Genomic DNA, 26,046 nt, shown 5'->3' on the forward strand with positions numbered 1-26,046 from the left:
CCTCAGTTAAGTAGCCCAGTAGTGTAACTCAGACCGCTGTTTGTGGCTACGGAGAATAGACTTTAACCGCCCTAATCCGTATAGTATTGGGCAATTCTCCTCTATCTAAAAAACAGGATCTGAACGTGGATTATCAACTCTCCGACCGTATTAATTCGATTCAACCATCACCCACATTAGCGGTGACTCAGAAAGCCAATGAGCTTCGTCAACAGGGCAAAGACGTTATTGGTTTGGGTGTGGGAGAACCTGATTTTGATACGCCAGAATTTGTTAAAGACGCCGCCATTCAAGCCATTAAAGATGGTAAGACAAAATATACCGCGGTCGATGGTATTGTTGAGCTAAAAGATGCCGTTATTAGAAAGTTAGAGCGAGACAACCAGTTAAGCTACCAGCGTAACGAAATTATTGTTTCATCGGGTGGTAAGCACAGCATCTATAACCTACTCAGTGCGTGGCTAAACCCCGGCGACGAAGTCGTTATTCCTGCGCCTTACTGGGTATCGTATCCGGATATGACAAAACTGGTAGGTGCCACCCCGGTTATCGTACAAGCCGGTATTGATCAGCGTTTTAAAATTACCGCAGAGCAGCTGCGTGGTGCATTAACCGATAAAACTCGCTTAATGTTCATTAATAGCCCGTCAAACCCGGCTGGTACTGCCTACACTGCGGAAGAATTGAAAGCGTTAGCGGACGTGTTAAGAGACTATCCGAATGTGCTAATTGCCACAGACGATATGTACGAGCACATTTTATGGTCCGATTCGCCATTTGCTAACCTGCCTATGGTTGCTCCCGATCTAAAAGATCGCACGGTTATTCTTACCGGCGTTTCCAAAGCCTATGCGATGACAGGCTGGCGAATTGGATATGCTGCTGGTCCTGCACCTATTATTGCCGCCATGAAAAAAATGCAGTCGCAAAGCACATCTAACCCGGCCAGTATCAGCCAATATGCTGCCGCTGCGGCTCTCGATGGCGATCAAAGCTGTATAAAGACAATGGTAACGGCATTCAAAGAACGTCACGATTATTTAGTCGACGCCTTAAATGCAATTGATGGCATAAACTGTGTGCCCGGAGATGGTACTTTCTATGCGTTTGCACACATTGAAAAACTGATGGAAAAAGCAGGAACGAAGGACGACGTCTCGTTTTGTGAGAAATTACTCTCTGATGCTAATGTCGCGTTAGTGCCAGGCTCGGCCTTTGGCGCTGAAGGCTATTGCCGTCTGTCTTTTGCAACTGACCTCAACACGCTAAAAGAAGCGGTCAAACGCATTAAATCTTTTGCAGAAAACTTATAAAAAATAGGGTTTTGGTGCTAAACAGCAATGTAAGCGCCAAAACCCTTTTGCTTTTTCCGCCCAGTAATACGTATCTCCTCAATTTCCTACTTCTTTTCGTTTGACGCTTTTATTACAAATTAACAAAATTTACTGCGATCCTTTGCGTGCCTTTTAGTTAAATGACTTACAAGAAGTCAAGAGAAAAAACGCAGAAATTTGATGTTAAACGGGACCAAATTTCAATCAATTTAACCAAGAAATACACAAGTTGCTGATTCTGCAAGCATTGCCTGATGAACAAACCACCAAACTGAACAGTTGTTCACCGAATTTATATAAGCCATTAATTTTAAAGGATATATATTTATCTAGGTAATTTTTAACCATCGCTTAAATTGCGCTCGACACCGCATAAACCGTATTATTTAACAGAGTTAAGCACAGGGTTATCCACAGATTCCGTGGATAAGATCCTGTAGCCGTTATCTACTGGGCAACTCAGTGATCTGTGGATAATCACTTCAGCGATCAACTTATGACTTATGTTATAGCAGAGATTATGACCAAAGCTTGACATTGTTTTCCGTGAGGTATAGACGATATTTTCACAAAAAGTATCGTGTTTTCCTAAATTGTTGAGTTTTTCAGCAGACAGTCATGTTTCCCTAAAAAACCTTAATGGAACAGTTGACAGTCTCAGGCAGTAGCTTTAATATTCGCAGCCGTTGAACGTTGTTCCCCAGTAGCTCAGTTGGTTAGAGCGGTGGACTGTTAATCCATGTGTCGTTGGTTCGAATCCAACCTGGGGAGCCAATACAACGTTAACGAAACTTATCTATTCCCCAGTAGCTCAGTTGGTTAGAGCGGTGGACTGTTAATCCATGTGTCGTTGGTTCGAATCCAACCTGGGGAGCCAAGTTTTCCAGACCCCTTAAAGCCCCCAAAGCCTTTTACTCAAATCCCGGACTGACTCTTTTGCGCCATCAGCAATCCAATTCGCTAAGTGTTTTGCAACGTTAGGCCATTGCATATAAGCGCTTTGTCGTTCCTGCAGAGCCCGTTCAATAGAGGCACAACTCACATTTTTCATTACTGTTGCAAGCCCCTTACGCTCTAGTATTTCCGCATTTTTCTGTTGTTCGAACTGGCCTGTCAAAGGCTTTATGATCAGTGACTTCCCTTCTCTCAATGCCTCACAACTGGTTTCAAAGCCCGCATTAGAAATTACCGCTGACGCTCGACTAAACTGCTCTGAAAACTGTTTTCTTGACGGTGCGAAGCATTCAATGTGCCCATAGCTGCACCGCGTTAATTTGGGATGAAAGACCGAGAATTCATAATCATCAATAGGGTAAAGCGCGTTAATAATAACTTTAGGATCCTCAAACGGCAGGTAAACGATCACTCGTTGGGCTAAGCCGCCCTTACAGCCATTATCAGGCTCTCTAACAACCGGAGGTATGGCATTACCACACTCTAACCAGTGCATGCCTACAGGCGTTGAACAGGGAGCAAATTGCTTAATCATTTGACGCTGCCAGAGGCTCAGCGTTTTATAAAGCTCGGGCTCCCAGAATGCGTATTGCCGCCCCAAACCAATAGAACGCACTCCAGCTCGTTTAGCTGCCCAGGCACTCACTGGCTCGTAGTCCGTAATGACCAGATCATATTGCGTTACATCTAACGCTTTTACGTCGTTGTAAAACTGTCTCCAGTTATTTGAGGTGAGCGTTTTTCGGCGTTTCAAGGCGCCATTTTCAGTGACAAAAGACAGTCCCTCGCGGCTTTGATAGGCACCAAAAACGTCCATATCAAACAAGCCATAGTTCCTGCGTCCGGAAATCAGATAGTCAACGTGAATCGGCTGCTGACTTAAGTAAGTAGCCAAAGTGTGGCTTCTGGAAAGGTGACCATTTCCGGTGCCCTGAATACCATATAGAACTCTCATAGCATAAGCTCCCAAATAAGTACTGCTAACAATACGCCGGCTAATATGTCTGACGGGAAGTGCACGCCAACAATAATTCGTGAAGCACCAATGGCAGACGCCCACAGGTAGCAAATGACGCCGAATTCGGGAAAGTGGACGTGGGTTATTCCTGCAAAGATAAAAGCGGCTGCAGTGTGTCCGGAGGGAAAACTGAACTTGTCAGACGCGACAATCAGCGCTGCCAGCGACAACCCTAAGTCACTGGGGCGTCGGCGTTTGAAGCTACTTTTTAAAAGCCAGTAAATGGGCAGTTCAATTAGGAAAGCAAGTAATAAATGCTTAAAGTAGGCGGTACCAGAGTCGTTCAACAGCACACTCGCTAGTGCAATTGCAAAGTAGGCGTAGCCGTCTCCGGAACGGGAAATCCAAACCGCTAACCGCCCGGCAACGGGACGCGCTCGTATCCCTGAGCACAGGCAGTAACAGTAGGTATCAAAACGCTGTAAATAACTGAGCAGTACCATGGCTTTTATACCGTTTTAGCGCCAGTTGCAGCCACTTTGCCTACCACTTATGACAGTTTTAATGCGCTAGCATGACAATAAAGTGACAATTTGCCGGATTTCGCCGAGAAACCCTACCCAAAGGCGGTTGTTTATAAGCCTCAAAACACCGATAATATGCGCTCTTTATTTTTCACTGTTGCGGAATGCTCAATGACCGACTATTTGCTGCTATTAATTGGCACAGTATTGGTAAATAACTTTGTGCTCGTTAAGTTTCTTGGCTTGTGCCCATTTATGGGGGTATCCAATAAACTCGACACAGCTATTGGTATGTCCGCAGCTACGACCTTCGTACTGACATTAGCGTCTGTTTGCAGCTATTTAGTGAATGAATACTTACTCGAGCCGTTAGGACTTATGTCGCTGCAAACACTGAGCTTTATTCTGGTTATTGCGGTGGTTGTTCAGTTCACCGAAATGGTCGTGCATAAAACCAGCCCTACCTTATATCGCTTACTGGGCATATTTTTACCGCTAATTACAACCAATTGTGCGGTACTGGGTGTGGCTTTATTGAACATTAATGAGCAGCACAACTTCGTTCAGTCTATTGTTTATGGACTTGGCGCTGCCATTGGTTTCTCGCTGGTTCTTATTCTTTTCTCAGCGTTACGCGAACGTCTGGCTGCCGCCGATGTGCCAGTAACCTTTAAAGGTTCAGCGGTAGCAATGATAACAGCCGGTCTTATGTCTCTTGCCTTTATGGGCTTCAGCGGATTAGTGAGCAGTTAAATGAGTGTATTAGGAGCAGTTATTACACTTGGCATTTTAGCGCTGATATTCGGCGTTATTCTAGGCTTTGCTGCGGTTAAGTTTAAAGTTGAAAGCGACCCTATTGTTGACCAAATCGATGAAATTCTGCCACAAACCCAGTGTGGGCAATGCGGCTATCCAGGCTGTCGTCCTTATGCCGAAGCCATCGCAAACGGTGACGATATCAATAAGTGTCCTCCAGGCGGCGAAGCAACTATCAAGCAATTGGCCGACTTAATGGGTGTTGAGGCAAAACCTTTAGACTCCGCGCACGGTGAAGAAGACGTCAAAAAAGTCGCCGTTATTCGGGAAGACGAATGCATAGGCTGTACTAAATGTATTCAGGCCTGCCCTGTCGACGCTATTTTAGGCGCGGCCAAGCAAATGCACATCGTTATTGAACACGAATGTACCGGTTGCGACTTATGTGTTGAGCCTTGCCCGGTCGACTGCATCGATATGGTCTCTGTCAAAGCAAGCCCTGAAACCTGGCAATGGGATCTCGATACGGTTAAAGAAAACATCAAAAAGAACAGTATTCCGGTGAAGGTGGTTGAATGAGTCGTCCAGATAACAACACCATTTATGTGTCAAGCAATGTATCTGGGCATTTCCCTGGTGGTATACATCCGCCAGAGAGAAAAGCACCTGCGTGTAACAAACCAATACGCTCGCTGCCTTTACCTAACGAGTTAATTTTGCCGGTACGTCAGCATATTGGCCCATCGGGCAATATGTTAGTTGAGCCGGGTCAGACGGTTGATAAAGGTCAGCAACTCACTGAGGCCGGTTTGAGTCTGGGGCTACCACTACACGCCCCAACGTCCGGTGTTATTCACGCTATTGAAGAACGCCCAACGGCACATGCTTCAGGTTTGCCCGAACTAGCCATTGTAATAAGACCCGATGGTAAAGACCGCTGGGGCAATAAGCACGCCATTCCGGATTATCGGGAAGTTGAAGTCTCTCGCTTGCTTGAGTTGATACAACAAGCCGGTATTGCCGGTTTAGGTGGAGCGGGTTTCCCAACCGCGCAAAAACTGGCACAGCAAAAGCCTTTGCGTCATCTCATTATTAATGGCGTTGAGTGCGAACCTTATATTGCCGCAGACGATGGGTTAATGCAGGAGTACGCTGAAGACATAATCGCGGGTGTGAAAATTCTTCAGTACATTACTCATTGTGACTCCGTGCTGTTCGCCATAGAAAACAATAAGCCTAAGGCTATTGAAGCTATTCGCACCGCCATTGGGGACGACTCGCAAATAGCACTAAAGGTCGTACCAACAAAATACCCTTCCGGCGGCGAGAAGCAACTCATTGAGCTACTGACCGGTGAGCAGGTCCCCAGCGGCAAACTGCCAATGGATATTGGTTTCTTGATGCAAAATGTCGGAACCGCATACGCCATTAAGCGCGCTATTATTCATGGTGAACCATTACTTGAACGTGTTGTGACGGTCACCGGTGATGCCTTAAAGGAAAAGCGTAACCTTTGGGCGCTGTTGGGAACACCTATTGAACATTTGCTAAAGGAATCTGGGTTTACTCCCGAAAATAAACAACGCGTCATTATGGGTGGCCCTATGATGGGCTTTACCCTACCTAGCATTGATGTTCCGGTCATTAAAACCACCAACTGTGTTTTAGCACCAACAGAAGCAGAGCTGCCTGCGCCAGGGTCTGAATTAGCCTGCATACGTTGCGGTGCCTGCGCCGACGCCTGTCCGGCCAGCTTGCAGCCACAGCAACTGCAATTACTGGCTAAAGCCAAAGACTATGACGCGCTGGACGAGCAAAACCTGTTTGACTGCATAGAGTGCGGCGCGTGCGCCTATGTCTGCCCCAGCGAAATTCCCTTAGTGCACTATTATCGGAAAGCGAAAGCAGAGATTCGCAACATTGCTCGTGAAAAAGCTAAAGCGGAACATGCGCGCCAGCGCTTTGAAGCTCGACAAGAGCGTTTAGAGCGTGAGAAGCAGGAGCGCTTAGAGCGCCATAGAAAAGCAGCCGAAGCCCGCAAGAAAGCCCAGGCTGAAAAAGCGGAAACCGCAACGACAGACAACAAAGAAAAAACCGAGTCAGGCGGCAAGTCTGCTGCCGTTGCTGCTGCAATTGCGCGTGCAAAAGCCAAAAAAGCCGCCCAGGCGCAAAAAGCCGATGAAGAAAATAACTCAGCGAAAGGAAATGAGTCATGAGTTTTAAAATAGCGTCGTCACCTCATGGGCACAGCCAACACAGTACCAGCAGCATGATGCGCTGGGTTTGCTACGCGCTGGTGCCCGGTGTGTTGATACAAAGCTATTTCTTCGGTTTCGGTGTTTGGTTTCAAATAATTCTGGCGGTAACTACCGCTTTAATTGCGGAGTCAGCCTGTATTATTGCTCGTGATCGCCCCGCTATGTCCGCACTGCGAGACAATACAGCCTTGGTCACTGCCATTTTGTTGGCCATTAGTATTCCGCCTTTAGCCCCCTGGTGGATCATTGTTATTGGTACGTTGTTTGCCATTGTTGTCGTTAAGCATGTTTACGGTGGCATGGGACAAAACCTGTTTAATCCGGCGATGGCGGGTTACGTTTTATTGCTGGTATCTTTTCCGGTACAAATGACCAACTGGCTACCACCATCGACAATAGGTGAGCATTCACTCACGCTTTGGCAGACGTTACACACCATACTGTTTGAATATACACCGGCAGGTTACAGCGTCGAACAGCTACGTGCCGGTATTGACGGTGTCACTATGGCAACCCCATTAGATGCCATAAAAACAGGTTTAACACAGGGCTTCACACTGACCGAAGTATATGCCAAACCTCAGTTTAGCTTTTTAGCGGGCGCTGGCTGGCAATGGGTTAACCTCGGCTTTCTCATTGGTGGTTTGTTACTCATACAGCAACGTATTATCAGCTGGCACATTCCTGTCGGACTCATCGCGGGATTGTGTGTTCCGGCCTTCTTTGCTTATCTTTTCGCCCCCGACCTTATGGCAGGACCTGTGGTTCACGCACTGAGCGGCGCAACAATGCTTGGCGCATTTTTCATTGCGACCGACCCGGTCTCTGCGGCGACCTCGAACCGGGGGCGGGTTATTTTCGGCGTGTTAATCGGTTTATTGGTGTTTATTATCCGCAGTTGGGGTGGGTATCCCGACGGGGTTGCGTTCGCTGTGCTGCTAGCCAATATGTGTGTTCCTATTATTGATCGTTATACAAGACCAACCGTTTATGGTCACGGAGAACGCAAATGACCATTAATAGTATGCAGAAAAACGGCCTTATACTAGCCGCCTTTGCGGTTATTGCTACGGCTTTAGTGGTGGGTGTACAAGTGCTAACCAAAGATAAAATTGCACAACAACAGCAAGCTCAGGTACTGCGCACGCTGAACCAACTCATTCCTCCGGCAATGCACGACAATGACCTTTACCAGTCTTGTCGTTTGGTGACTCATAACGCACTGGGTAGCAACGAACCGCACCCAATGTATCGAGCCTGGGTTAACGATGAACCCACCGCGTTGGCTGCCGAAATTGTCGCTCCCGATGGCTACTCAGGTGCCATTCGCTTATTACTGGCAGTGAAGCCTTCAGGAGAGCTACTGGGTGTCAGGACGTTGCGCCACCAGGAAACACCAGGCCTGGGTGATAAAATAGAAATAGAGAAAAACGACTGGATCACGTCGTTTTCAGGCAAGCGAGTTAAATCCGAAGACGATGACCGTTGGGCAGTAAAGCGCGACGGTGGCATGTTTGATCAATTCACAGGCGCAACCATTACACCGCGAGCGGTGGTTGGCGCAGTCAAACGAGCGACACTGTACCTAGAAGAAAACGCGGACACATTATTCAATGCTGAGCTTCAGCGCTGTGAGGAGGCCGCACAATGAACGAGTACAAAGAACTAACCTGGCAAGGACTCTGGGATAACAACCCAGCTTTAGTGCAACTACTTGGCTTATGCCCTCTCTTGGCTGTCACGGCGTCTGTCACTAACGCTTTAGGACTCGGCCTGGCGACACTGTTTGTGCTTATTGGCTCTAATGTAACCGTGTCACTAGTGCGCAGTTTTGTGCCTCAGGAAATACGCATTCCGGTCTTTGTAATGGTCATTGCCACTTTTGTTACTGTTATTCAATTGCTCATGAATGCTTATGTGTTCGAGCTGTACCAATCGCTCGGTATTTTCATTCCATTAATAGTCACAAACTGCGCCATTATCGGCCGTGCCGAAGCTTATGCGTCTAAAAACCCGTGGCAGAAAGCAGCATTTGACGGCTTGATGATGGGTGTTGGCTTTGCCCTGGTACTTATGCTGCTGGGCGCCATACGTGAAATTATTGGTAATGGTACTTTGTTCGATGGAGCAGAGCTCTTACTTGGCGACTGGGCCGCTCAATTAAGAATTGAGTTATTCACCGTTGACTACCCGCTTCTGCTCGCCATATTGCCGCCAGGTGCCTTTATTGGTATGGGCTTTATCATTGCCCTGAAAAACCGAATTGATGCCATAAAAGCCGAGCGCGCAGAGAAGAAAACCGTCACCCGCGCCCGTGTAACCGCACAACAGTAATAATTAATTATGAATAAAACTAAGCGCTACGAAATTTTAAGCCGTCTTCGCGACAATAACCCAAACCCAACCACGGAGCTGGAATACGACTCCCCTTTTCAGTTATTGATTGCGGTTTTGTTATCCGCACAGGCTACCGACGTTGGGGTTAATAAAGCCACTCGTAAACTCTTTCCCGCAGCGCCTACCGCAGAAAAAATGCTGGCTCTGGGTGTGGATGGCATAAAAGAATATATAAAAACCATCGGCCTGTTTAATTCCAAAGCCGAAAACGCCTACAAGACCTGTAAAATTCTGGTTGAGCAATACGGTGGTGAAGTCCCGGAAGACAGAGCCGCCTTGGAAGCTCTGCCAGGGGTCGGACGTAAAACGGCTAATGTCGTTTTAAATACCGCGTTCGGCTGGCCGACCATTGCTGTGGATACCCATATTTTCCGCGTGTCTAACCGCACCAAACTGGCACCGGGAAAAAACGTTAAAGAAGTGGAAGAAAAACTGATAAAAGTGGTGCCAAAGGAATTTAAAGTCGACGTACACCATTGGCTTATTCTGCACGGTCGCTACACCTGTATTGCCCGAAAACCTCGCTGTGGCTCGTGCATTATTGAAGACTTGTGCGAATTTAAAGACAAAACCAGCGATTGAGCGATTAAAGCTCAATCCCTGACGGTTTTGCCAACTGTACAATGACCCGGCGGTTTAACTGACGATTAATTTCGTTGTCATTCGACTTAATCGGTCTGTCCTCACCGTGCCCAACGGTTTTTATGCGATCAGCCGCTATGCCACGTTCAACAAAAAACGCCTGTATTTCTTTGGCTCGTTCTTCGGTTAGCTCTTGGTTCGGCCCCCGGGCTCCGAGTGAGTCGGTGTAAGCATCGACAAGCACCAACTCAAGATCATTGTCGACTTTCAGGTAGTCGCTAATTTGCTTGAGCTTACGCTGTGACGATATGGTCAGCTTTTCACTGCCATCTTCATGATTCAATACCGTGTAAGCAATGTCTTCAAAGCTAAACGGCAACAGCGCATTGACACAACTTAAAAAGTCATCGTATTTATTTCGAAAATTCACTGACGACAATGACACCGCCACCTGATCACGATTGTTGTACCAGTCGTCGTAGAAAAACGTTGGATAGCGCCCTTTTTCCAATTCACTCAACAGTGTCCAGGCCAGTTGCTTTTGTAACTCGCCATTAAACTGCTTATAGAGTTGCATAGAGCCAATCTCGTAACTTGCTTCCCCTGGTCGCCAGCGAGGCGGCACAGATTCAATCGCAGAGACATCATAGCTGTCAGGCAGCTTTTTCATGTCCATTTTCATGCGTAAGTTCAGCTCTTTACTGGCTTCGCTTTGAAAACGAACTTTACCGTAGCGCGGAATTTCGTGCTCTAACGCACACTCCAACCGACTAGCCTCGCTAAGTTGCCACGACGAGCTATCAAGGTCAGCACTGTAATGCCTAACTGCATTGGCGTTTGCCTGGCTCGTTGCCAGCAATACAGACGCTGCAGCTGCAGTTAACATCGGCCAGTTTTTCATAGGCACTCCGGTTTAAAATTCTAATACGCTTTTATCGGCATTTATTCGCTGTGCTTTAGAGTTTCTCTCAGCATTATCGATATATCTTTGGCATAATAGGTGCAAATTGAAATAACCACCTAAATAACTAAAGGGTCTTTATGTCTGACACTTCTGAGTCGCTAATGAAGAAACGGTTTCGTGGCTATATGCCTGTCGTTGTGGACGTTGAAACCGCGGGTTTTAACGCAAAAACAGATGCCCTTTTAGAAATAGCGGCGGTACTGCTGGACTTCGATAGCGACGGCACTTTAAAGCCGGTTGATTCAGTGCATTATAACGTTGAACCTTTTGAAGGCGCTAATATAGAGCAAGCAGCTATCGACTTTAACGGTATTGACCCAGACAGCCCCCTGCGCGGCGCAGTCACGGAGTCAGAAGCACTACGAGAAATGTTTAAGCCCATTAGAAAAGCGCAAAAGGCAGCGGGTTGTCAGCGCTCAGTTCTGGTCGGTCATAACTCGAACTTTGACCATAGCTTTGTCATGGCTGCGGCTGAACGGGCCAATTTAAAACGTAACCCGTTTCACCCCTTTGTAAGCTTTGACACCACGTCTTTGGCAGCTTTGACATTAGGTCAAACAGTGCTTATAAAAGCTTGTCAGGCTGCCGGAATTGAGTTTGATGGGAAACAGGCGCATTCCGCTCTTTATGACACTGAGCGCACAGCTGAATTATTCTGTTGGATGGTCAACCGCTGGAAAGATTTAGGTGGCTGGCCACTGGACTCTAATGACTAGCTTAAAAACACAAAGGGAAAACAAAAAAGTCGCTCCGAAGAGCGACTTTTTTAATATCATTAAACGCTTATAGTTTGTCAGCGTTTTTAGACAGGTAAGAAGCAACGCCTTCTGCGTTTTCTTTCATGCCTTCTTTACCTTCTTCCCAACCTGCTGGGCAAACTTCACCGTGCTTCTGGTGGAAGTTCAATGCGTCAACCATACGCAGCATTTCGTCGATGTTACGACCTAATGGTAAGTCGTTAACAACCTGGTGACGAACCATACCGTCTTCATCGATCAGGAATGAGCCACGGAACGCAACGCCTGCTTCTGGGTGTTCAACGTCATACGCTTTACAGATGCTGTGACGTACGTCAGCAACCAATGGGTATTTCACCTGACCGATACCACCGTCGTCAGTTGACGTGTTACGCCATGCGTTGTGCGTAAATTGAGAATCGATAGAAACACCGATAACTTCTACGCCACGCTTGTTGAATTCTTCTAAACGCTTGTCAAAAGCGATTAGCTCAGAAGGACATACGAAAGTGAAGTCCAGTGGGTAGAAGAAAATAACTGCTTTTTTGCCTTTGATATGGTCAGACAATTTGAAATCTTCAACAATTTCACCTGAGCCAAGTACCGCTGCTGCAGTAAAATCAGGTGCTTTACGACCTACTAATACAGACATTGATTCTCTCCATTTCAGTTAAAGTAAATGAAACCTTCACAATCGGTAATGGGGATACCCCACGTCAAAAACAAGGGGCTCCGTCAAAACTTTTGACCGATTGCTTAATATTCGTTCAGCTGTTTTACTCTGCTGAAGGTTCCGGATGGCGCTCTGCAACTTCTGTGATCAATTGCTGCAACTCACCGTTTTGGAACATCTCAATGATAATATCACAACCACCGACTAATTCACCTTCAACCCAAAGCTGTGGGAAGGTTGGCCAATTTGCGTACTTTGGAAGTTCCGCACGAATGTCTGGGTTCTGTAGAATATCAACATAAGCAAATGGCTGACCACAGCCCATTAATGCTTGTGATGCCTGTGACGAAAAGCCACAGCTTGGCAGTTTCGGCGAGCCTTTCATGTATAACAAGATGGGATTTTCTTCGATTTGCTGCTTAATTCTGTCAACCGTTTCCATAACACCTCTGCTCTAAATAATGGTTGATTAAAACACTCAAGTATTCTAGCACAGCAGAAAAGATTTGCCTAAATTGAAAGATTTCCTTGAAAAGCAATCTAACCAACCCTATATAACGTAGATACAAAGAACACAATTCGTCTTCTGGTGGCTCAGTAAATGGCCACCGGATACTAATTTGCCCTAAAAGAAAAACTACGGAGAGAGACTATGGCATTTGAACTACCCGCTCTTCCTTATGAGAAAAACGCTTTAGCGCCTCATATCTCAGAAGAGACTTTAGAGTATCACTACGGCAAACACCACGCGACTTACGTCAACAAACTGAACGACGCGGTAAAAGGTACTGACCTTGAAAACAAATCGTTAGAAGACATCATTAAGTCTGAGAAAGGTGGTTTGTTTAACAACGCAGCTCAAGTCTGGAACCATACGTTTTACTGGAATTGCTTAAGCCCTAACGGTGGCGGCGCTCCAACAGGTGCAGTTGCTGATGCTATCAACGACAAATGGGGCTCTTTCGAGAAGTTCCAGGAAGAGTTCAACGCAAGCGCTGCAGGCAACTTCGGCTCAGGCTGGACTTGGTTGGTGAAAAAATCTGACGGCTCTGTTGATATCCTGAATACGGATGACGCAGATACTCCAGTTGCACACGACGGTGTTGAAGCACTGTTAACTGTCGACGTATGGGAACACGCCTACTACATCGACTATCGCAATTCTCGTCCTAACTACTTAGAAGCGTTCTGGAAGTTAGTGAACTGGGACTTTGTGAACAAAAACTTAGGCTAATAGTACTGAGTTTTAATCATAAAAAAGGCGCCAATGGCGCCTTTTTTATTGCCTAGCTCTTAAAACCAAGGACGATGCCCCTGAACATAGGTTTCCTCGAATTCATCGTCGGGCTTAACGATATAAATAATGAATTCAATAAACGCGATAATACCAATGATGAATGATGGGATTCCCAGTAGGATAAAACCAAACAAGAACACCAACAGCATAATAACGCCTTCTTTGGTGTATCCCAGATAGAATTTATGGGCACCAAAAGCGCCTAAGAAAAAGGCCAAGACAGCGGCGGCAATTTTCTTCGACGATGTGCTGGTATTTGAAGCCGCAGAGTCAGGGTAAACCCCTTCTGCTTTATCACCAGTGACTGCAAAATCAACTTTTGCACCCGCTTTCGGCAGCTGGTTTCCTTTCCATTCTGAAATATCGAGAGTATAACGATTACCGTCTTCACCAGAGATAATGCCGCTACGGTTGCCTTCGTCAAAATCTAGTACTGATCCCTTCATTTTTTATTTTCCTTTTCGCTATTAGGTAGGTATCAACTACTAGGTTATAGAATTGTAAATAGCTAAGCAACGCAAAATTTTTAGCCATAAATAAAGCGCCTTTCAGGCGCTTTATTCGACTAGGTTATTGGGCATGTCGCCGCGCAGACTGTGCCATATTTCCGCAGACTCATAACCATAGCGGCGTACAAGGTTTACCGACTCGTTATAGTCGCCTTCTTCGGCGCAGTTCACTAAGTTTTCATAATAGTCTCGAGCCAGCTGACGAGCCTCGGGTGAGGAGAAGTAGTACTGCCCAATACGAGAATACAGACCTTTGAATCCGTTTAAGACGAGTACATAAATAGGATTTCCAGACGCCATCGCTAAATCATGGTTTAACTGGTAATCAAATTCAGCAAAGCTCTTTTCGTCATCCTCAAGCTCTTTGGCCGCTTCTATCAGCTCAATAACACGGGCTGGGTTATGGCGGATCGCAGCTCGAATATAAATTGCGCTAATGTTTGTACGCGCAGACAACAGCTGATCCACTAGCTCAGGCATGCCATCTTCGTCAAGACGAGCTAAGGTTTCCAGTATATTTAACCCGGAGGTTTCCCAGAAGTTATTCACCTTAGTCGGTTTGCCATGTTGAATGGTCAACCAACCATCACGAGCTAAGCGTTGCAGAACTTCGCGTAACGTCGTTCTAGTAACGCCAATTAGCTCCGATAATTCACGTTCTGCGGGTAAAATGGTTCCTGGCGCAAAATGCCCGTTCCAAATAGACTTAACGATATACTCTTCGGCAAATCCCGCCGGACTTTTGGCTTTTATAATCATTTTCCCGCCCAAATGCTGAATGATAGAGTGATTCTAGCAGCCTTATACGAGGTCGGACAAGATAACTTCAGCCTTTATATCGACATTCCCAAAGCATTTGGGTATGGTTTCATCGTTTTTACACTTTCTTAAGGAATAGAGTGATGCTGTCTATAGGTCAATGGCCGACCAAACCGTTTGCCTGGCTGCTTCTTTTTCTGGGGTGCGCTGTACTGTTAGGGGCTGCCTTGTACTTTCAGGCTGTATTAGGTCTTGAACCTTGTGTTAAATGTGTCTACCAACGCATGGCCGTTGTTGGTATTGCGCTATCCGCCATTATCGGACTCATCGGGTCAAGTTACGCGTTACTACGCTGGATAGGGCTATTTGGTTGGTTATACAGCAGCTTTGAAGGGCTGCGTATTGCTTACGACCACTGGGACTTACAAACTTCTAAGAACGCCTTTTTCGCCGTATGCGAAAGCGCGCCAAATTTTCCAAGCTGGGCGCCGCTACATGAGTGGTTTCCTGGGTTGTTTGCTGCACCAGGCTTATGCGGTGATATTGACTGGCAGTGGCTTGGAATGGGAATGCCCGGCTGGATGACATGGATATTTGGTGGGTTACTGCTCTTAGGTGTTATTGTCACGCTAGCCCACTTCATTGGCTTATTTAAAAAGCGTAAAGGCTTAGTGCTTTACCATAAATAGATCTTAGTTGAGCGGCCAGGTAACGATTCTGTCCTCCAGATCGCCACTGTATTTCCGTTCACTGATGCATTGGCCGGCAACACAATAGCCGGCTTTTTTCATGGGCTCTTTGCTACCGTTATGCTTTAACGGATGCCATTTGGGCAAAGGTTGTCCTTGCGCCCTCAAGCGATACGCGCAAGTCGCCGGCATGAAGTAAACATCTTCAATGTTTTTCGGCGTTAACGTCACACAGGCAGGCACACGCTGACTTCGGTTTGCATAATCGGTACAGCGTGCTGTCTCGGTATCGAGCAACTGACAAGCGACATCCGTAGAGTAGAGGTTATCTTCTTCGTCGAGCAGCTGGTTGACGCAGCACTGCCCGCAGCCGTCACAGAGAGCCTCCCACTCGGCAGTGGTCAGCTCTTGCAAAGGCTTTTCATACCAGGACATCAAACTCCCCATACCCGACTCCGGCAATTACCGGGGGAAGCGAATACGGTCAGACAAATAACCAACAGCTGCCACAAAGTAATGTGAGCGATTCCAGTGCATCAGTGCGTCGTAGTTCGCGTAAGCCAGATAAACACGACCTTCTTTATCATCAGGAATAACAACTGACGCTTCAATGTCGTCTCGTTGAGGCAGTTCCGAGCCATCATATCGAGTAACACCTAAGTCGCCCCACTCACTAAGCTTTTTCTTCGTGTCAAGCCCAGACAAAGAGGTATCAAACCCTTCTGGTAGCTGCACCTGACGTCCCCAGGTGACGTCGTCACGCCAGCCGACCGAGCTCAAATAGTTAGCGGCAGAAGCAAACACGTCCGGGTAGCTGCCCCAAATATCTTTACGTCCATCGCCGTCATAATCCACCGCGTAATTCATAAAGGAGCTGGGCATAAACTGAGTTTGCCCCATAGCGCCTGCCCAGGAACCTTGCATTTTTTCTGGCGCAATATGCCCGTCCTGAATGATGGTTAATGCGTGCCAAAGCTGCTTCTTAAAGAAAGCTTCACGACGACCGTCAAATGCCAGTGTGGTCAATGCGGAAATCACGTCAAAGCCGCCCGTATAAGAGCCAAAGTTTGTTTCAATTCCCCACAAAGCGACGATAAAGCGTGGCTGAACACCAAACTCTTTACCTACTTTTTCCAGCAACTCTTTATGCTCTTCGTATTTCTCTAATGCCTTTTCTGCTTTCCATTCAGGTACTGCGCGAGGCAGATAAGTGTCCAGCGTCAATTTAAATTCCGGCTGGTTCTTATCAAGTTCAACGGCTCGCTCGTAATACTTTACTTTCGCAAAGGCCTTTTCCAGTGTTTCCTCGCTGTAATCATTGCCTCTGGCTTCGTCTTTTAACGCTTCCACATAGTCAGAAAACTTTTCTTCAACACTCTTCTCTTGTGCAGAGGCACTCACACTGACAAGTGCCAACGCCCCAATTAACGCACTACTCACGAATTTGATTAACATGAAATGTCCTCTTGCTTAGGTGGAAGCTGTAAATAAAAACCGTCACTGGCCAAGTGCTCAGTTAATTCTTTGACGCTCAAACGAGCCAGTTGTTCACGCGTCGTTAAGTTTATGGTCAGTATTTTCTCTGCTTTACCGAAACTTTGCACAAGGGCATCCGGTAATTCACTGAAGTCTTCACCATGAGGAAGGTAAACATAGGTATCCGCTTTGCGGGAACTGCGATACACATCGCACAACATAAGTGTCTCCGACGCTATGACGTTACAATAGCTCTTAATTCTGCCCCAATTGCTGCATTTCGCCAACCCGTCAGTAAGTCTGGTTGCGGCAGACGTTCCTGTTGCTGCGGCGAGTACTGCCAGAAGAAATTAATCAGTTCGTTTATTTGTTTGCGTGATGCCACTAATGAGACAGGCACATCAAGTGACTCAGCTAGCTCGGTGACTTTTTGCTTTATTGCTTTAAACGTCTCCTTATAGCCAGGCATATCATCCAAGCGGCTCAAGGGCTTCAGCGATTTAGAAGTCGCCTGCTCTTCGGCTTTTTTAATGACAGTAATCATTTCATTGCCGGAATACTTTTTTGATAACGGCGGTAAGTCACGAATATGATTTAAATCGCTTTGTGATTTGGGTTTGCGTCTGGCCAGCTCTAACAATGCGCCGTCTTTAGCTATAAACCCTAACGGAATGTTTTTCTTTCTAGCCTTGTTGAATCGCCAACTCGCCAGCTCTTGTAAAATCGCTAACTGTTCATTATTGAGTTGCCAGGCATTACCGACTTGCAAGTATAAGAGGTCGTCAGGAATACGAGTTGTTCGCTTACGAACCTGAAGTACAGATTCTTCATAGACGATATCCAGACAACCTTTCTCTTCACAAAGTGCTTTCAAATAAGGATACATAACAGCCAGATAGCTAGCATCAGCGGCAGCGTAATCCATTTGCTCAGGACTTAAAGGCCGTTTTAACCAGTTGGTCCGGGACAAGCTTTTGTCGAGCTCCACATTATCAAAGAGCTCACTGACTAAGCGTGCGTAGCCCATAGACTCACCTATACCACAGAACCCGGCTGCTATTTGGCTATCAAACACACGGCTTGGTTGAGCACCGCCACTTTCATAGAAAAACAGCTCAATGTCTTCCCCCCCGGCGTGCAGAACGGTTTCAATGCTATCCGAAGAAATGAGCGACCATACTGGATCCAAATTAATATCAGCCAGCGGATCCACAATAACCGTGTCGCCGCCCGCATGCATCTGTAACAGTCCAAGATTCGCGTAAAAAGTCCGCTCTCGCACGAACTCAGAGTCAATTGCAAACCAACCGGTCTGACGAGCTTTAGAGCAAAAATCGGCTAATTCATCGGTAGAAGAGATGAGTCGGTACTGACGCACCGACTCCGGAAGTTCAAGCTGCGTCAAGAGTTTTCCTCGTCACGCAGCTCTTTACGTAAAATTTTACCAACGTTTGACTTAGGCAACTCATCACGAAACTCAACTAACTTAGGTACCTTATAGCCAGTCATGTTCTCCCGTGAAAAGTCGATAACTTCACGCTCCGACAGAGACTTATCTTTAGCCACAATAAAGACTTTAACAACCTCTCCTGAGGACTCATGCGGCACACCAATAGCCGCTGACTCAAGCACCTTCGGATGATCAGCCAACACGTCTTCGACTTCATTAGGGTACACATTAAAGCCGGACACCAGAATCATGTCTTTCTTGCGGTCTACAATTTTAAAGTAACCGCGGTCGTCAACCATCGCCATATCGCCAGTTGCAAACCAACCGTCTTTAATGGACTCGGCCGTATCTTCAGGGCGGTTCAAATACCCGACCATAACCTGAGGACCTTTTACTTGCAGCTCACCTGGCTCGCCCATCGGCACTTCTTCACGCGTTTCCGGGTCAACAATACGAACGTCGGTACTAGGCACAGGTAAGCCGATGCTGCCCGTATAGTGTTCGATATCATAAGGGTTCACCGTAACAATCGGCGCGCACTCGGTCAGGCCATAACCTTCCAGAAGTCTGGATTTCGTGACTCGTTCCCATTCTTCTGCGACCGCTTTTTGAACAGCCATACCGCCGCCAATAGCGACTTTCAGGTTAGAGAAGTTAACGTCCTTAAACCCTTTGGTGTTGAGCAGGCCGTTAAATAACGTGTTAACCCCTGAAATTATTGAGAATGGGTATTTATTCAACTCTTTCACAAAATTCGGCATGTCGCGCGGGTTTGTAATGAGGATATTCTTACCACCATGCTTAATGAACGTCAGGCAGTTCGCCGTTAACGCAAAGATATGATAAAGCGGCAATGCCGTAATAATGACTTCTTCGCCATCATTCATAATAGGCGTAATACAGGCCGACACTTGTTCTAAATTGGCGACCATATTGCGATGAGACAGCATTGCCCCTTTTGCGACGCCAGTGGTTCCGCCGGTGTATTGTAGAAATGCAATATCGTCACCGGTGACTTCAGGACGCTGGTACTCTGCCTGAGCCCCCTTCGCCATTGCCTGGTTCAGGCTTATGGTATTTTTAACACCGTGAGATGGCACCATGCGCTTAATGTATTTAACAACAAAGTTGACAATAAAGCGTTTAGGTACTGGCAACTGGTCACCTATTTGTGTGGTAACCACCAAGTCGAGCGGTGCCTCATCTTTAATTTTGTCGTAGGTATGCGCAAAGTTTTCTAAGATAACCAACGCTTTTGCCTGAGAGTCCGTCAGCTGATGCTTTAATTCGCGGGGCGTGTATAGCGGGTTTACGTTCACCACCGACATTCCCGCTCGCAAAATACCAAATAAAGCAATCGGGTACTGCAACAAGTTTGGCATCATCACCGCAACCGCATCGCCTTTTTTCAATCCCTGACTTTGCAGGTAAGCGGCGAATTCGCGAGATTTTAGCCCCAACTCTTTAAAACTCATCTCTGAGTCCATATTCACGAATGCGGTCTTCTCTCCGTATTTCTCAATGGACTGCTCGAGAATATCTACCAGCGACGAGAAATGATCCGGATCGATAGTTTCAGGAACACCAGCCGGGTAGTTTTTTAGCCAAATCTTTTCCATAAAAGGCTCTGCCTCTCACTCTTAAATTTTGTTTTGTTAACACTTTATCTTCGCATATCCGACCAGTTAATCCTAGTCATACAGCGCTGCTAACCGCTCGATTTTAACAACTCAGCTATTTTTTCTGGTTGCTCCATATGAACATGATGTCCACCGTTCAGTGTTATTAAGTTTAGATCAGTGACCTGATGCTGCCATTTTTCGATGGCGCGTGATAGATTTTCATGGCCTTTGTCTCCCCTGACGACTTTCACAGGCATAGTCAGTCCCTGGAGCAGTTCATCGACAGCGGTGGAATGCAAACGATAAGGCGATACCGACTTAACTCTTGGGTCGGCGCGCCAGGAAAATGAATGGTCGGACGCTTTATGCAAGCCTCGATCAACCAGCAGCGCGACTAAGTCTCTGGAAAAGTCAGCCTGAGCAGCGCGCGCATCAATCGCTGTGTCAAGCGTTGAATAGCCGCGCCAGCGACCGCTTCGTTTTTTATAACGACTCGAAAAGCCCTTTGCTAACTGCTCTCTGGCATTCATTTCATCAGAAACCAGTAACCCGAAGGCTTCGACCAAAATAAGTTTGTCGACTTTTTCAGGGCAAATGGAGGCAACCACGTTACTGACAAAACCACCCATAGAGTGACCCAGTAAGGTCACAGGCGAATTAATATGATGCGTGAGGATTTGCCAGAGGTCGTAGGCGTAATCAATAAAGTGGTAGTGAGTTCCTCGCGGGCGGTGGTCACTGTGTCCGTGCCCTGCCCAATCGAGAGCGATTAAACCACCATGGTCAGAGTTCCAGTGCTCTGCTAACGGAAGGAAGCTATGGCAATTGTCTAACCAGCCATGGGTTGCAATAACCGTGACGTTGTTGGGATCGCCCCAACACAGTCCCCGAACAACGCCCCACTCTAATTCATAGCTGACTGGTGTCGCTTGCGCAGCCGTTGCCCGGAAACTCATTAAAATCAGTTACGTTCTTTTGCCGGTGTACCTGAATTGTCCTCTACTCGCACACGCACGGGTACCGGATAGCGGTAGGGATAGTACGGTGAATAGAAGTTATGACGGAACCACAGCGGTGAGTAGTCAACTTCTACGTGGTTCTTTTGTGCTTTAGGCTTCCACAAATAGTGGTTATCCGCTTCGAGAACCGGATAAATGTATGTGTACTCATCAATTTTGCCCTGCTGAGTTTCACCAATCGTACCAACGAAGCTTATCGCACGACCTTTTTTATAGACTTCAGGGTCAATAAAACCATCAATAACCGCTAAGAAACGGCCATCACTGTCGTCACTCACTTCGGGGCGTCCCCAACGTTGCAGCGGGAAGCTCACTACTTCAAATACCGTGTTATCTTCTGTATTGCGAACGTCAGCGATAACACCACCCCAGCGGGCCGGTTGACCAACCACTTTGTCCTGCTGAGCTTTTGCTTGCTTGTAAGCGACCAGCGCATCTTCATCGGCGGTTTCCAACTCTGTCGGAACAGACGCACAGCCAGCTAGGCCAATAGCGAATAACAAACATGTCAGTAATCTCATAACAGATCTCTCTTTAGGCATAAACGTCGACACCAAACATTGACGCAACTTCTTCACGTTTTTCATTCAAAGCTACCGTTTGATAAGCACTTAACGCCTTTTGTGAGCGTTGAGGTGGTTCGTCATACATGGTGTTTAATGACTGCCAACGCTCTGCCTGACGGCGGCTTTGCTTCGCATCAGGAACGACCTGCGGTAACTCCACAGCATTAGACACGGCAGCACTTTTCTGCTGCTCGTTGTCTCGCTGCACCGTCTGTTGCGATGCCTGCTGCTGGTTACTTAACGGCTGTACCGTTTGCGGATTTATCTGCACGTCAATATTGGCTCATCTGTTATGTAAGACAGGATCTATTATGGCGAGTTCCTGAGCGTTCAGCAAGTTAACGCCCCGGTAACTTTTTCCAGGTCACTTCATTACGCACATAGAGTGGCTCAAGCTGTTCGGCCTGAACCGGCTCAACACCAGCACTATTCACTACTGTCAGCATATCCTCCGCCAACGGTAGCCGGCTATTATCGCTGTGTTTTAGCTCATGATTTTCATCAAGAATATCTGCATAGACGTCCCAACCTGTACCAGCAGTACCCCAGCCCTTCAAGCGCCCTGTATCAATAAGGTTCGTGTCTGGTTTTGCTACCGCCGGCTCTGACTGAGCCACAGCAACTCCGTTCTCATTCGCATACAAAGAGTAATAAACCTCGCCCATGCGTGCATCAATACAAGCCACCACACCAGCAACATCGTTTTTGCGGATGGCTTGCTGTGCCAGTGCCTGTAAACTGCACACGGGGTAAACGGGTAAGTCAGCGCTAAATGCAAGTCCCTGAGCCATAGACACGCCGATACGCACGCCTGTAAAGCTACCTGGGCCAGCGCCAACCACAAGCCCGTCCAACTCGGCTAAAGACACGCCAGCACTGTCGAGAACCTCCTCCACAAAAGGCAGCAGCTTTTGTGAGTGCTCCCGGGGACTTTCAATATCACGGGTTGTCAGCTTGCCATCGTGAACAAGCGCGACAGAACAATTTTCAGTTGATGTATCTATAGCTAATAACGACTTCATACATTTTGCTCTTCTGTAGAACTTTTATGCGCCAGAAATTCAAGCGCGGTATCTAAGCTACGGGTGCGACTCATAGCCGGTAAGCTGGCCAAAAACTGCTTACCATACTGACGTGTTACCAGTCGGTTATCGCAAACCACCAGAATACCTGAGTCGTACTTATCCCGGATAAGCCGCCCTGCGCCCTGCTTTAGCGCAATAACGGCTTGCGGAAGCTGAATGGTGCCAAAGGCATCTACTCCTCGCAGGCGTGCGTCTTCCACCCGGGCATTCAATAAAGGATCATCCGGCGATGCAAACGGTAGTTTATCAATAATCACACAACGCAGAGCATTACCTCTGACATCCACACCTTCCCAGAACGACGAGGTGCCCAACAATACCGCATTACCGGCTTTGGTAAAGCGCTCTAACAACTCACCTTTATTCGACTCGCCCTGCACCAAAATTTCATTGTCGACGTGTTCTCTCAAAATTCCTGCCATTTGTTGCAGCATTCGATGGCTGGTAAACAATAAAAACGTTCCGCCGTCGTTATGTGTTATGCATTGTTTGGCAATATCCGTCAGCATTTCATGGCGGTTACGATCATTAGCGTCCGGTAAATAACGAGGCAGGCACAAGGTAGCCTGCTTTTTAAAGTCAAACGGGCTTTCCAGAACCAGGGTGTCCGCTTGCTCAATCCCCAGTCGGCGTGTGAAAAACTCAAAGTTGCCGTTAACCGCTAATGTCGCCGAAGTGAATATCCAGCTCATGTTATTGCGCTTAATATAGCCACCAAAGGTCTTCGCCACACTTAGTGGCGTTTGATGCAAGCTGATTTGTCTTGGCGTGGTTTCAAACCAAAAGCTGTAACCGGTACGTTCAACGTCCATTAACTGACGCCAAATGATGCGATGTTGCTCTGCTCTCTCTAATAAATTGTCGAGATCTTTATTTCGACCCTGCGCGGTTTTTAGCACATCAATAAGCAGGGTTAAGCGCTCGTCAAGACGATCCGTCACTTCGACAATGTCTTCTTTATTGCGCCATTCGCGCCAATTGCCGCGCATAGGATCATGAGGAAACAGTAACCGAAAATCGCGCAGCGATTGTAATAACGTTCGCGCCATCGCACTGGCCTGTGACAAGTCTTTTAACTCCGTCAGGCACAAGCGCTGAATTTCTTCACACATTTCGCTTAATTGACGCGTCGACACCGTTTCACCAAAGTACTGACTGGCAATATCAGGGATTTGATGGGCCTCATCAAATACCACGGTATCAACAGCCGGAATAAGCTCGCCAAACCCCGTATCTTTTAATGCCATGTCCGCAAAAAACAAGTGATGATTAACCACCACAACATCGGCTTCTAAAGCCTGCTTCCGCGCTTGTACTAAATGACAGTCATCATAAACCGGGCAGTCACGCCCCAGGCAGTTATCCTGAGTGCTGGTCACCTGAGGTAAAACCGCCGCTCCTTCCGGAAGCACATTCAGCTCACCCATATCACCGCTGCGGGTTGTCGTTGACCAACGCGTCACGGTAATAAGCTGATCCTGAATCTCTTTAGGGAGCTGCCCCGCTTGCTGCTTGGCTTGTTCAAGTCGATGCAGACAGAGGTAATTCGAGCGCCCTTTCAGCAAGGCGACCACTTTTTGCGGCGCCAGCTTTTTTCGTAATACGGGCAAGTCCCGGTGAAACAGCTGCTCTTGCAGGTTTTTCGTGCCGGTAGAGACAATAGCCTTACCTTTGGAAAGCAGAATGGGCGCAAGGTAAGCAAAGGTTTTGCCGGTGCCGGTCTCAGCTTCAACCACGAGTTGGCTTTTCTTTTTCAGCGTTTTTTCAATGGCTTGTGCCATTGTCGTTTGCGACGGACGAGGCTGGAAGTTGTCTATTGTTGAGGCCAGCTCACCATCGGGCTGAAAAATGGAAGAAACGGTCGGCATAATTTGCGCTAGTTAATGATAATTGGCGCGCATTATGACATAGAAAAAGAGTCAGGCGTAGGTGTCTATATGACCAGAATTGCTATCCAGACTGTCCTCTGTTGACTCTTCCTGAGTCACCTCAGGTTCAGACTGTTGCTGTTCAGAAGACTGCTGTTGCCGTTGTTTCTCGCGGTTAGGATCATTATCAATAGTGGTGCTTTCCTCATCGCTAATTGCTTGAAGCTCTTTGGTTTTCTCAATTTGATTGACTCTCATTTGATCCTGAGAGTGGTCAACCGGTACCCGGGTATCCTTTGGTATTAATGGCACCATTGCATCGAAGTTTGCCATGAGTTTGCTCCGCTGTATCCTTGCTTTTTGTCACCGACGTTACCGTCTTGATTATACAACCACTGGTTAAATATTAACCTACTATCGACCCATAAAGGAATAAATTTACGCTTGCATTACAAAATTAACCTGCTAAGGTATTATACAACTTTGCGAAATACAGCATACATTATTGGAGTCAACAAAATGAAATTCGTTCATCACCATCATGCACATCATTGGATTTTATGGGCTAGCTGAGAGCGAGTTTCTGGCTAGCCGCATAAGCGCTAGCCTTTCGATTGACTATACAACCTCCGAAAGGCAACTTTCGGAGGTTTTTTAATTTTTAGGAGTAATTATGACTAACCGTTTAACGATAGCGATACAAAAATCTGGCCGCCTGAGTAAAGAGTCAATGGCGTTATTAAATGCCTGCGGGGTAAAATTCAGCATTAATGAAGCCCGCCTCATTGCCCACAGCACCAGTCATCCTATCGATTTACTCCGGGTGCGTGACGATGACATTCCCGGCTTAGTCATGGACGGTGTTGTCGACTTAGGCCTGGTCGGCGAAAACGTGCTGGAGGAAGCTCGACTTGAGCGCATAGCCAGCGATACAGCAGCCGTATTTCAGCCACTCAGAGCGCTGGAGTTCGGTCAGTGCCGTTTGTCCATTGCAGTACCTCGTGAGCTCTCTTACCAGTCACAAGCTGACTTAGACGGAATGCGAATTGCCACGACCTATCCGCAACTCTTAAAGCGTTACCTTAAGGACAATGGTATCAATGCCCGCGTTGTCATGCTGACAGGCTCCGTCGAAGTAGCCCCGCGAGCAGGCTTAGCCGATGCGATTTGTGACCTGGTCTCAACAGGGGCAACACTTGAAGCTAACGGCCTGGTCGAGAAAGAAGTGATATTCCGTTCACAGGCACAGCTTATTCAAAACTCCGAAACTTTGTCTGATGAAAAACAAGCAATGATTGATCAATTACTGCCGCGTATCGATGGCGTACAAATGGCGAAGGAAAGCAAATACATTATGCTCCACGTGCCCAAAGATAAGCTTGAAGAAGTGGTTGAACTGTTGCCGGGGGCAGAAACCCCGACCATTTTGCCGCTCAGTCACACTGACAAACAAGTGGCTGTGCACATGGTCAGTACAGAAAAGCTGTTCTGGGAAACCATGGAAGATTTAAAGGCGAAAGGTTGCAGCTCTATTCTTGTTCTGCCAATTGAAAAAATGATGGGGTAACT

The 26,046-nt window shown here is 47.1% G+C and carries 30 protein-coding genes and 2 tRNA genes; 14 read left to right on the plus strand and 18 right to left on the minus strand.

All coding sequences use genetic code 11. The features are described 5' to 3' along the window. The first annotated feature begins 125 nt into the window (after window positions 1-125). From BLT32_RS01620 to BLT32_RS01630, 3 genes are all read left to right on the plus strand, one after another. Window positions 126-1,313, plus strand: a complete 1,188-nt coding sequence (locus tag BLT32_RS01620; RefSeq protein WP_053952553.1) for a pyridoxal phosphate-dependent aminotransferase — start codon at window positions 126-128, stop codon at window positions 1,311-1,313. 718 nt (window positions 1,314-2,031) lie between these two features. Further along, window positions 2,032-2,108: transfer RNA gene (locus BLT32_RS01625), tRNA-Asn, on the plus strand. A gap of 26 nt (window positions 2,109-2,134) precedes the next feature. Continuing rightward, window positions 2,135-2,211, plus strand: a tRNA-Asn gene (locus tag BLT32_RS01630). A 15-nt stretch (window positions 2,212-2,226) separates the two neighbouring features. Here BLT32_RS01630 and BLT32_RS01635 read toward each other — a convergent pair. Together BLT32_RS01635 and BLT32_RS01640 are read right to left on the minus strand one after the other, a co-directional pair. Further along, complete coding sequence (locus BLT32_RS01635) at window positions 2,227-3,243, minus strand: glycosyltransferase family protein (RefSeq protein WP_053952554.1); 1,017 nt, start codon at window positions 3,241-3,243, stop codon at window positions 2,227-2,229. Beyond that, complete coding sequence (locus BLT32_RS01640; RefSeq protein WP_053952555.1) at window positions 3,240-3,749, minus strand: phosphatase PAP2 family protein; 510 nt, start codon at window positions 3,747-3,749, stop codon at window positions 3,240-3,242. The genes BLT32_RS01635 and BLT32_RS01640 overlap by 4 nt, the downstream gene beginning before the upstream one ends. A gap of 192 nt (window positions 3,750-3,941) precedes the next feature. Here BLT32_RS01640 and rsxA point away from each other — a divergent pair, with 192 nt between their 5' ends. From rsxA to nth, 7 genes are read left to right on the plus strand one after another with little or no spacing between them, the layout of a single operon-like run. After that, complete coding sequence (rsxA, locus tag BLT32_RS01645) at window positions 3,942-4,523, plus strand: electron transport complex subunit RsxA (protein ID WP_053952646.1); 582 nt, start codon at window positions 3,942-3,944, stop codon at window positions 4,521-4,523. Further along, the gene (gene rsxB, locus BLT32_RS01650) at window positions 4,524-5,105 is read left to right on the plus strand and encodes an electron transport complex subunit RsxB (RefSeq protein WP_053952556.1); all 582 of its coding nucleotides are present in this window, start codon (window positions 4,524-4,526) and stop codon (window positions 5,103-5,105) included. Then, complete coding sequence (rsxC, locus tag BLT32_RS01655; RefSeq protein ID WP_053952557.1) at window positions 5,102-6,742, plus strand: electron transport complex subunit RsxC; 1,641 nt, start codon at window positions 5,102-5,104, stop codon at window positions 6,740-6,742. The genes rsxB and rsxC overlap by 4 nt, the downstream gene beginning before the upstream one ends. Continuing rightward, window positions 6,739-7,797 (plus strand): electron transport complex subunit RsxD, encoded by a 1,059-nt coding sequence (rsxD, locus tag BLT32_RS01660; RefSeq protein ID WP_053952558.1) that lies wholly within the window; start codon window positions 6,739-6,741, stop codon window positions 7,795-7,797. The genes rsxC and rsxD overlap by 4 nt, the downstream gene beginning before the upstream one ends. Then, a complete protein-coding gene (gene rsxG, locus BLT32_RS01665) occupies window positions 7,794-8,435 on the plus strand; it encodes an electron transport complex subunit RsxG (RefSeq protein WP_053952559.1) in 642 nt (213 codons plus the stop codon). The genes rsxD and rsxG overlap by 4 nt, the downstream gene beginning before the upstream one ends. Beyond that, entirely contained in the window at window positions 8,432-9,118 is a 687-nt protein-coding gene (locus BLT32_RS01670; RefSeq protein ID WP_053952560.1) for an electron transport complex subunit E, read from the plus strand. The genes rsxG and BLT32_RS01670 overlap by 4 nt, the downstream gene beginning before the upstream one ends. 9 nt (window positions 9,119-9,127) lie before the next feature. Beyond that, complete coding sequence (gene nth / locus BLT32_RS01675) at window positions 9,128-9,763, plus strand: endonuclease III (RefSeq protein ID WP_053952561.1); 636 nt, start codon at window positions 9,128-9,130, stop codon at window positions 9,761-9,763. A 4-nt stretch (window positions 9,764-9,767) separates the two neighbouring features. Here nth and BLT32_RS01680 read toward each other — a convergent pair whose 3' ends face one another. Then, window positions 9,768-10,664, minus strand: coding sequence for a flagellar protein MotY (locus BLT32_RS01680; RefSeq protein ID WP_053952562.1), 897 nt, complete (start codon window positions 10,662-10,664; stop codon window positions 9,768-9,770). Window positions 10,665-10,804: 140 nt separating this feature from the next. Between BLT32_RS01680 and rnt the strand changes: the two genes are divergently transcribed. Beyond that, on the plus strand, window positions 10,805-11,443 hold the full coding sequence (gene rnt, locus BLT32_RS01685) for a ribonuclease T (protein WP_053952563.1): 639 nt from the start codon (window positions 10,805-10,807) through the stop codon (window positions 11,441-11,443). Between the two features lie 67 nt (window positions 11,444-11,510). Here the strand turns inward: rnt and BLT32_RS01690 are convergent, their stop codons facing one another. Further along, window positions 11,511-12,116 carry a peroxiredoxin gene (locus BLT32_RS01690; RefSeq protein ID WP_053952564.1) on the minus strand — a complete coding sequence of 202 codons (606 nt, stop codon included), beginning with the start codon at window positions 12,114-12,116 and terminating at the stop codon, window positions 11,511-11,513. 124 nt (window positions 12,117-12,240) lie between these two features. Beyond that, window positions 12,241-12,579: a Grx4 family monothiol glutaredoxin gene (locus tag BLT32_RS01695; protein WP_053952565.1), complete on the minus strand. Its 339-nt coding sequence runs from the start codon at window positions 12,577-12,579 to the stop codon at window positions 12,241-12,243. A gap of 210 nt (window positions 12,580-12,789) precedes the next feature. On the opposite strand from BLT32_RS01695, the gene BLT32_RS01700 reads away from it, so the two are divergent. Next, window positions 12,790-13,371, plus strand: coding sequence for a superoxide dismutase (locus tag BLT32_RS01700; RefSeq protein WP_053952566.1), 582 nt, complete (start codon window positions 12,790-12,792; stop codon window positions 13,369-13,371). A gap of 59 nt (window positions 13,372-13,430) precedes the next feature. Here the strand turns inward: BLT32_RS01700 and BLT32_RS01705 are convergent, their stop codons facing one another. Together BLT32_RS01705 and fadR are read right to left on the minus strand one after the other, a co-directional pair. After that, window positions 13,431-13,880, minus strand: a complete 450-nt coding sequence (locus BLT32_RS01705; RefSeq protein WP_053952567.1) for a TM2 domain-containing protein — start codon at window positions 13,878-13,880, stop codon at window positions 13,431-13,433. Between the two features lie 111 nt (window positions 13,881-13,991). Continuing rightward, window positions 13,992-14,702 (minus strand): fatty acid metabolism transcriptional regulator FadR, encoded by a 711-nt coding sequence (gene fadR / locus BLT32_RS01710; RefSeq protein WP_053952568.1) that lies wholly within the window; start codon window positions 14,700-14,702, stop codon window positions 13,992-13,994. Window positions 14,703-14,845: 143 nt separating this feature from the next. On the opposite strand from fadR, the gene dsbB reads away from it, so the two are divergent. Beyond that, window positions 14,846-15,391 (plus strand): disulfide bond formation protein DsbB, encoded by a 546-nt coding sequence (gene dsbB / locus BLT32_RS01715; protein ID WP_053952569.1) that lies wholly within the window; start codon window positions 14,846-14,848, stop codon window positions 15,389-15,391. Window positions 15,392-15,394: 3 nt separating this feature from the next. Here dsbB and BLT32_RS01720 read toward each other — a convergent pair whose 3' ends face one another. The 11 genes from BLT32_RS01720 to BLT32_RS01770 all read right to left on the minus strand — a co-directional run bounded on the left by BLT32_RS01720 (window position 15,395) and on the right by BLT32_RS01770 (window position 24,810). Further along, window positions 15,395-15,826: a YcgN family cysteine cluster protein gene (locus BLT32_RS01720; RefSeq protein WP_053952647.1), complete on the minus strand. Its 432-nt coding sequence runs from the start codon at window positions 15,824-15,826 to the stop codon at window positions 15,395-15,397. A 27-nt stretch (window positions 15,827-15,853) separates the two neighbouring features. Next, on the minus strand, window positions 15,854-16,846 hold the full coding sequence (locus tag BLT32_RS01725; protein WP_082343077.1) for a lytic murein transglycosylase: 993 nt from the start codon (window positions 16,844-16,846) through the stop codon (window positions 15,854-15,856). Beyond that, complete coding sequence (locus tag BLT32_RS01730; RefSeq protein ID WP_053952570.1) at window positions 16,840-17,088, minus strand: YcgL domain-containing protein; 249 nt, start codon at window positions 17,086-17,088, stop codon at window positions 16,840-16,842. The genes BLT32_RS01725 and BLT32_RS01730 overlap by 7 nt, the downstream gene beginning before the upstream one ends. 14 nt (window positions 17,089-17,102) lie before the next feature. Next, a complete protein-coding gene (rnd, locus tag BLT32_RS01735) occupies window positions 17,103-18,272 on the minus strand; it encodes a ribonuclease D (RefSeq protein ID WP_053952571.1) in 1,170 nt (389 codons plus the stop codon). After that, window positions 18,269-19,936 carry a long-chain-fatty-acid--CoA ligase FadD gene (gene fadD / locus BLT32_RS01740; RefSeq protein WP_053952572.1) on the minus strand — a complete coding sequence of 556 codons (1,668 nt, stop codon included), beginning with the start codon at window positions 19,934-19,936 and terminating at the stop codon, window positions 18,269-18,271. The genes rnd and fadD overlap by 4 nt, the downstream gene beginning before the upstream one ends. An 89-nt stretch (window positions 19,937-20,025) precedes the next feature. Beyond that, a complete protein-coding gene (locus BLT32_RS01745) occupies window positions 20,026-20,895 on the minus strand; it encodes an alpha/beta fold hydrolase (RefSeq protein ID WP_053952573.1) in 870 nt (289 codons plus the stop codon). Between the two features lie 5 nt (window positions 20,896-20,900). Beyond that, a complete protein-coding gene (locus BLT32_RS01750; protein WP_053952574.1) occupies window positions 20,901-21,479 on the minus strand; it encodes a Slp family lipoprotein in 579 nt (192 codons plus the stop codon). 13 nt (window positions 21,480-21,492) lie between these two features. Then, window positions 21,493-21,795: a hypothetical protein gene (locus BLT32_RS01755; RefSeq protein ID WP_053952575.1), complete on the minus strand. Its 303-nt coding sequence runs from the start codon at window positions 21,793-21,795 to the stop codon at window positions 21,493-21,495. Window positions 21,796-21,862: 67 nt separating this feature from the next. Continuing rightward, entirely contained in the window at window positions 21,863-22,546 is a 684-nt protein-coding gene (tsaB, locus tag BLT32_RS01760; RefSeq protein WP_053952576.1) for a tRNA (adenosine(37)-N6)-threonylcarbamoyltransferase complex dimerization subunit type 1 TsaB, read from the minus strand. Further along, window positions 22,543-24,477 carry a DNA repair helicase YoaA gene (yoaA, locus tag BLT32_RS01765; RefSeq protein WP_053952577.1) on the minus strand — a complete coding sequence of 645 codons (1,935 nt, stop codon included), beginning with the start codon at window positions 24,475-24,477 and terminating at the stop codon, window positions 22,543-22,545. Before yoaA ends, tsaB begins: the two co-directional genes overlap by 4 nt. Window positions 24,478-24,528: 51 nt before the next feature. Beyond that, the gene (locus tag BLT32_RS01770) at window positions 24,529-24,810 is read right to left on the minus strand and encodes a hypothetical protein (protein ID WP_053952578.1); all 282 of its coding nucleotides are present in this window, start codon (window positions 24,808-24,810) and stop codon (window positions 24,529-24,531) included. A gap of 340 nt (window positions 24,811-25,150) precedes the next feature. Here BLT32_RS01770 and hisG point away from each other — a divergent pair, with 340 nt between their 5' ends. After that, window positions 25,151-26,044, plus strand: a complete 894-nt coding sequence (hisG, locus tag BLT32_RS01775; protein WP_053952579.1) for an ATP phosphoribosyltransferase — start codon at window positions 25,151-25,153, stop codon at window positions 26,042-26,044. Window positions 26,045-26,046: the final 2 nt, after the last annotated feature.

Origin of the sequence: Idiomarina zobellii (assembly GCF_900100855.1) — a bacterium.
GTDB classification, from domain to species: Bacteria; Pseudomonadota; Gammaproteobacteria; order Enterobacterales; family Alteromonadaceae; genus Idiomarina; species Idiomarina zobellii.

Coding starts and splice junctions, on each gene's coding strand:
- BLT32_RS01635 (WP_053952554.1), bottom strand. CDS start 3,243: ATGAGAGTTCTATATGGTATTCAGGGCACCGGAAATGGTCACCTTTCC.
- BLT32_RS01640 (WP_053952555.1), bottom strand. CDS start 3,749: ATGGTACTGCTCAGTTATTTACAGCGTTTTGATACCTACTGTTACTGC.
- rsxA (WP_053952646.1), top strand. CDS start 3,942: ATGACCGACTATTTGCTGCTATTAATTGGCACAGTATTGGTAAATAAC.
- rsxB (WP_053952556.1), top strand. CDS start 4,524: ATGAGTGTATTAGGAGCAGTTATTACACTTGGCATTTTAGCGCTGATA.
- rsxC (WP_053952557.1), top strand. CDS start 5,102: ATGAGTCGTCCAGATAACAACACCATTTATGTGTCAAGCAATGTATCT.
- rsxD (WP_053952558.1), top strand. CDS start 6,739: ATGAGTTTTAAAATAGCGTCGTCACCTCATGGGCACAGCCAACACAGT.
- rsxG (WP_053952559.1), top strand. CDS start 7,794: ATGACCATTAATAGTATGCAGAAAAACGGCCTTATACTAGCCGCCTTT.
- BLT32_RS01670 (WP_053952560.1), top strand. CDS start 8,432: ATGAACGAGTACAAAGAACTAACCTGGCAAGGACTCTGGGATAACAAC.
- nth (WP_053952561.1), top strand. CDS start 9,128: ATGAATAAAACTAAGCGCTACGAAATTTTAAGCCGTCTTCGCGACAAT.
- BLT32_RS01680 (WP_053952562.1), bottom strand. CDS start 10,664: ATGAAAAACTGGCCGATGTTAACTGCAGCTGCAGCGTCTGTATTGCTG.
- rnt (WP_053952563.1), top strand. CDS start 10,805: ATGTCTGACACTTCTGAGTCGCTAATGAAGAAACGGTTTCGTGGCTAT.
- BLT32_RS01690 (WP_053952564.1), bottom strand. CDS start 12,116: ATGTCTGTATTAGTAGGTCGTAAAGCACCTGATTTTACTGCAGCAGCG.
- BLT32_RS01695 (WP_053952565.1), bottom strand. CDS start 12,579: ATGGAAACGGTTGACAGAATTAAGCAGCAAATCGAAGAAAATCCCATC.
- BLT32_RS01700 (WP_053952566.1), top strand. CDS start 12,790: ATGGCATTTGAACTACCCGCTCTTCCTTATGAGAAAAACGCTTTAGCG.
- BLT32_RS01705 (WP_053952567.1), bottom strand. CDS start 13,880: ATGAAGGGATCAGTACTAGATTTTGACGAAGGCAACCGTAGCGGCATT.
- fadR (WP_053952568.1), bottom strand. CDS start 14,702: ATGATTATAAAAGCCAAAAGTCCGGCGGGATTTGCCGAAGAGTATATC.
- dsbB (WP_053952569.1), top strand. CDS start 14,846: ATGCTGTCTATAGGTCAATGGCCGACCAAACCGTTTGCCTGGCTGCTT.
- BLT32_RS01720 (WP_053952647.1), bottom strand. CDS start 15,826: ATGTCCTGGTATGAAAAGCCTTTGCAAGAGCTGACCACTGCCGAGTGG.
- BLT32_RS01725 (WP_082343077.1), bottom strand. CDS start 16,846: ATGTTAATCAAATTCGTGAGTAGTGCGTTAATTGGGGCGTTGGCACTT.
- BLT32_RS01730 (WP_053952570.1), bottom strand. CDS start 17,088: ATGTTGTGCGATGTGTATCGCAGTTCCCGCAAAGCGGATACCTATGTT.
- fadD (WP_053952572.1), bottom strand. CDS start 19,936: ATGGAAAAGATTTGGCTAAAAAACTACCCGGCTGGTGTTCCTGAAACT.
- BLT32_RS01745 (WP_053952573.1), bottom strand. CDS start 20,895: ATGAGTTTCCGGGCAACGGCTGCGCAAGCGACACCAGTCAGCTATGAA.
- BLT32_RS01750 (WP_053952574.1), bottom strand. CDS start 21,479: ATGAGATTACTGACATGTTTGTTATTCGCTATTGGCCTAGCTGGCTGT.
- tsaB (WP_053952576.1), bottom strand. CDS start 22,546: ATGAAGTCGTTATTAGCTATAGATACATCAACTGAAAATTGTTCTGTC.
- yoaA (WP_053952577.1), bottom strand. CDS start 24,477: ATGCCGACCGTTTCTTCCATTTTTCAGCCCGATGGTGAGCTGGCCTCA.
- BLT32_RS01770 (WP_053952578.1), bottom strand. CDS start 24,810: ATGGCAAACTTCGATGCAATGGTGCCATTAATACCAAAGGATACCCGG.
- hisG (WP_053952579.1), top strand. CDS start 25,151: ATGACTAACCGTTTAACGATAGCGATACAAAAATCTGGCCGCCTGAGT.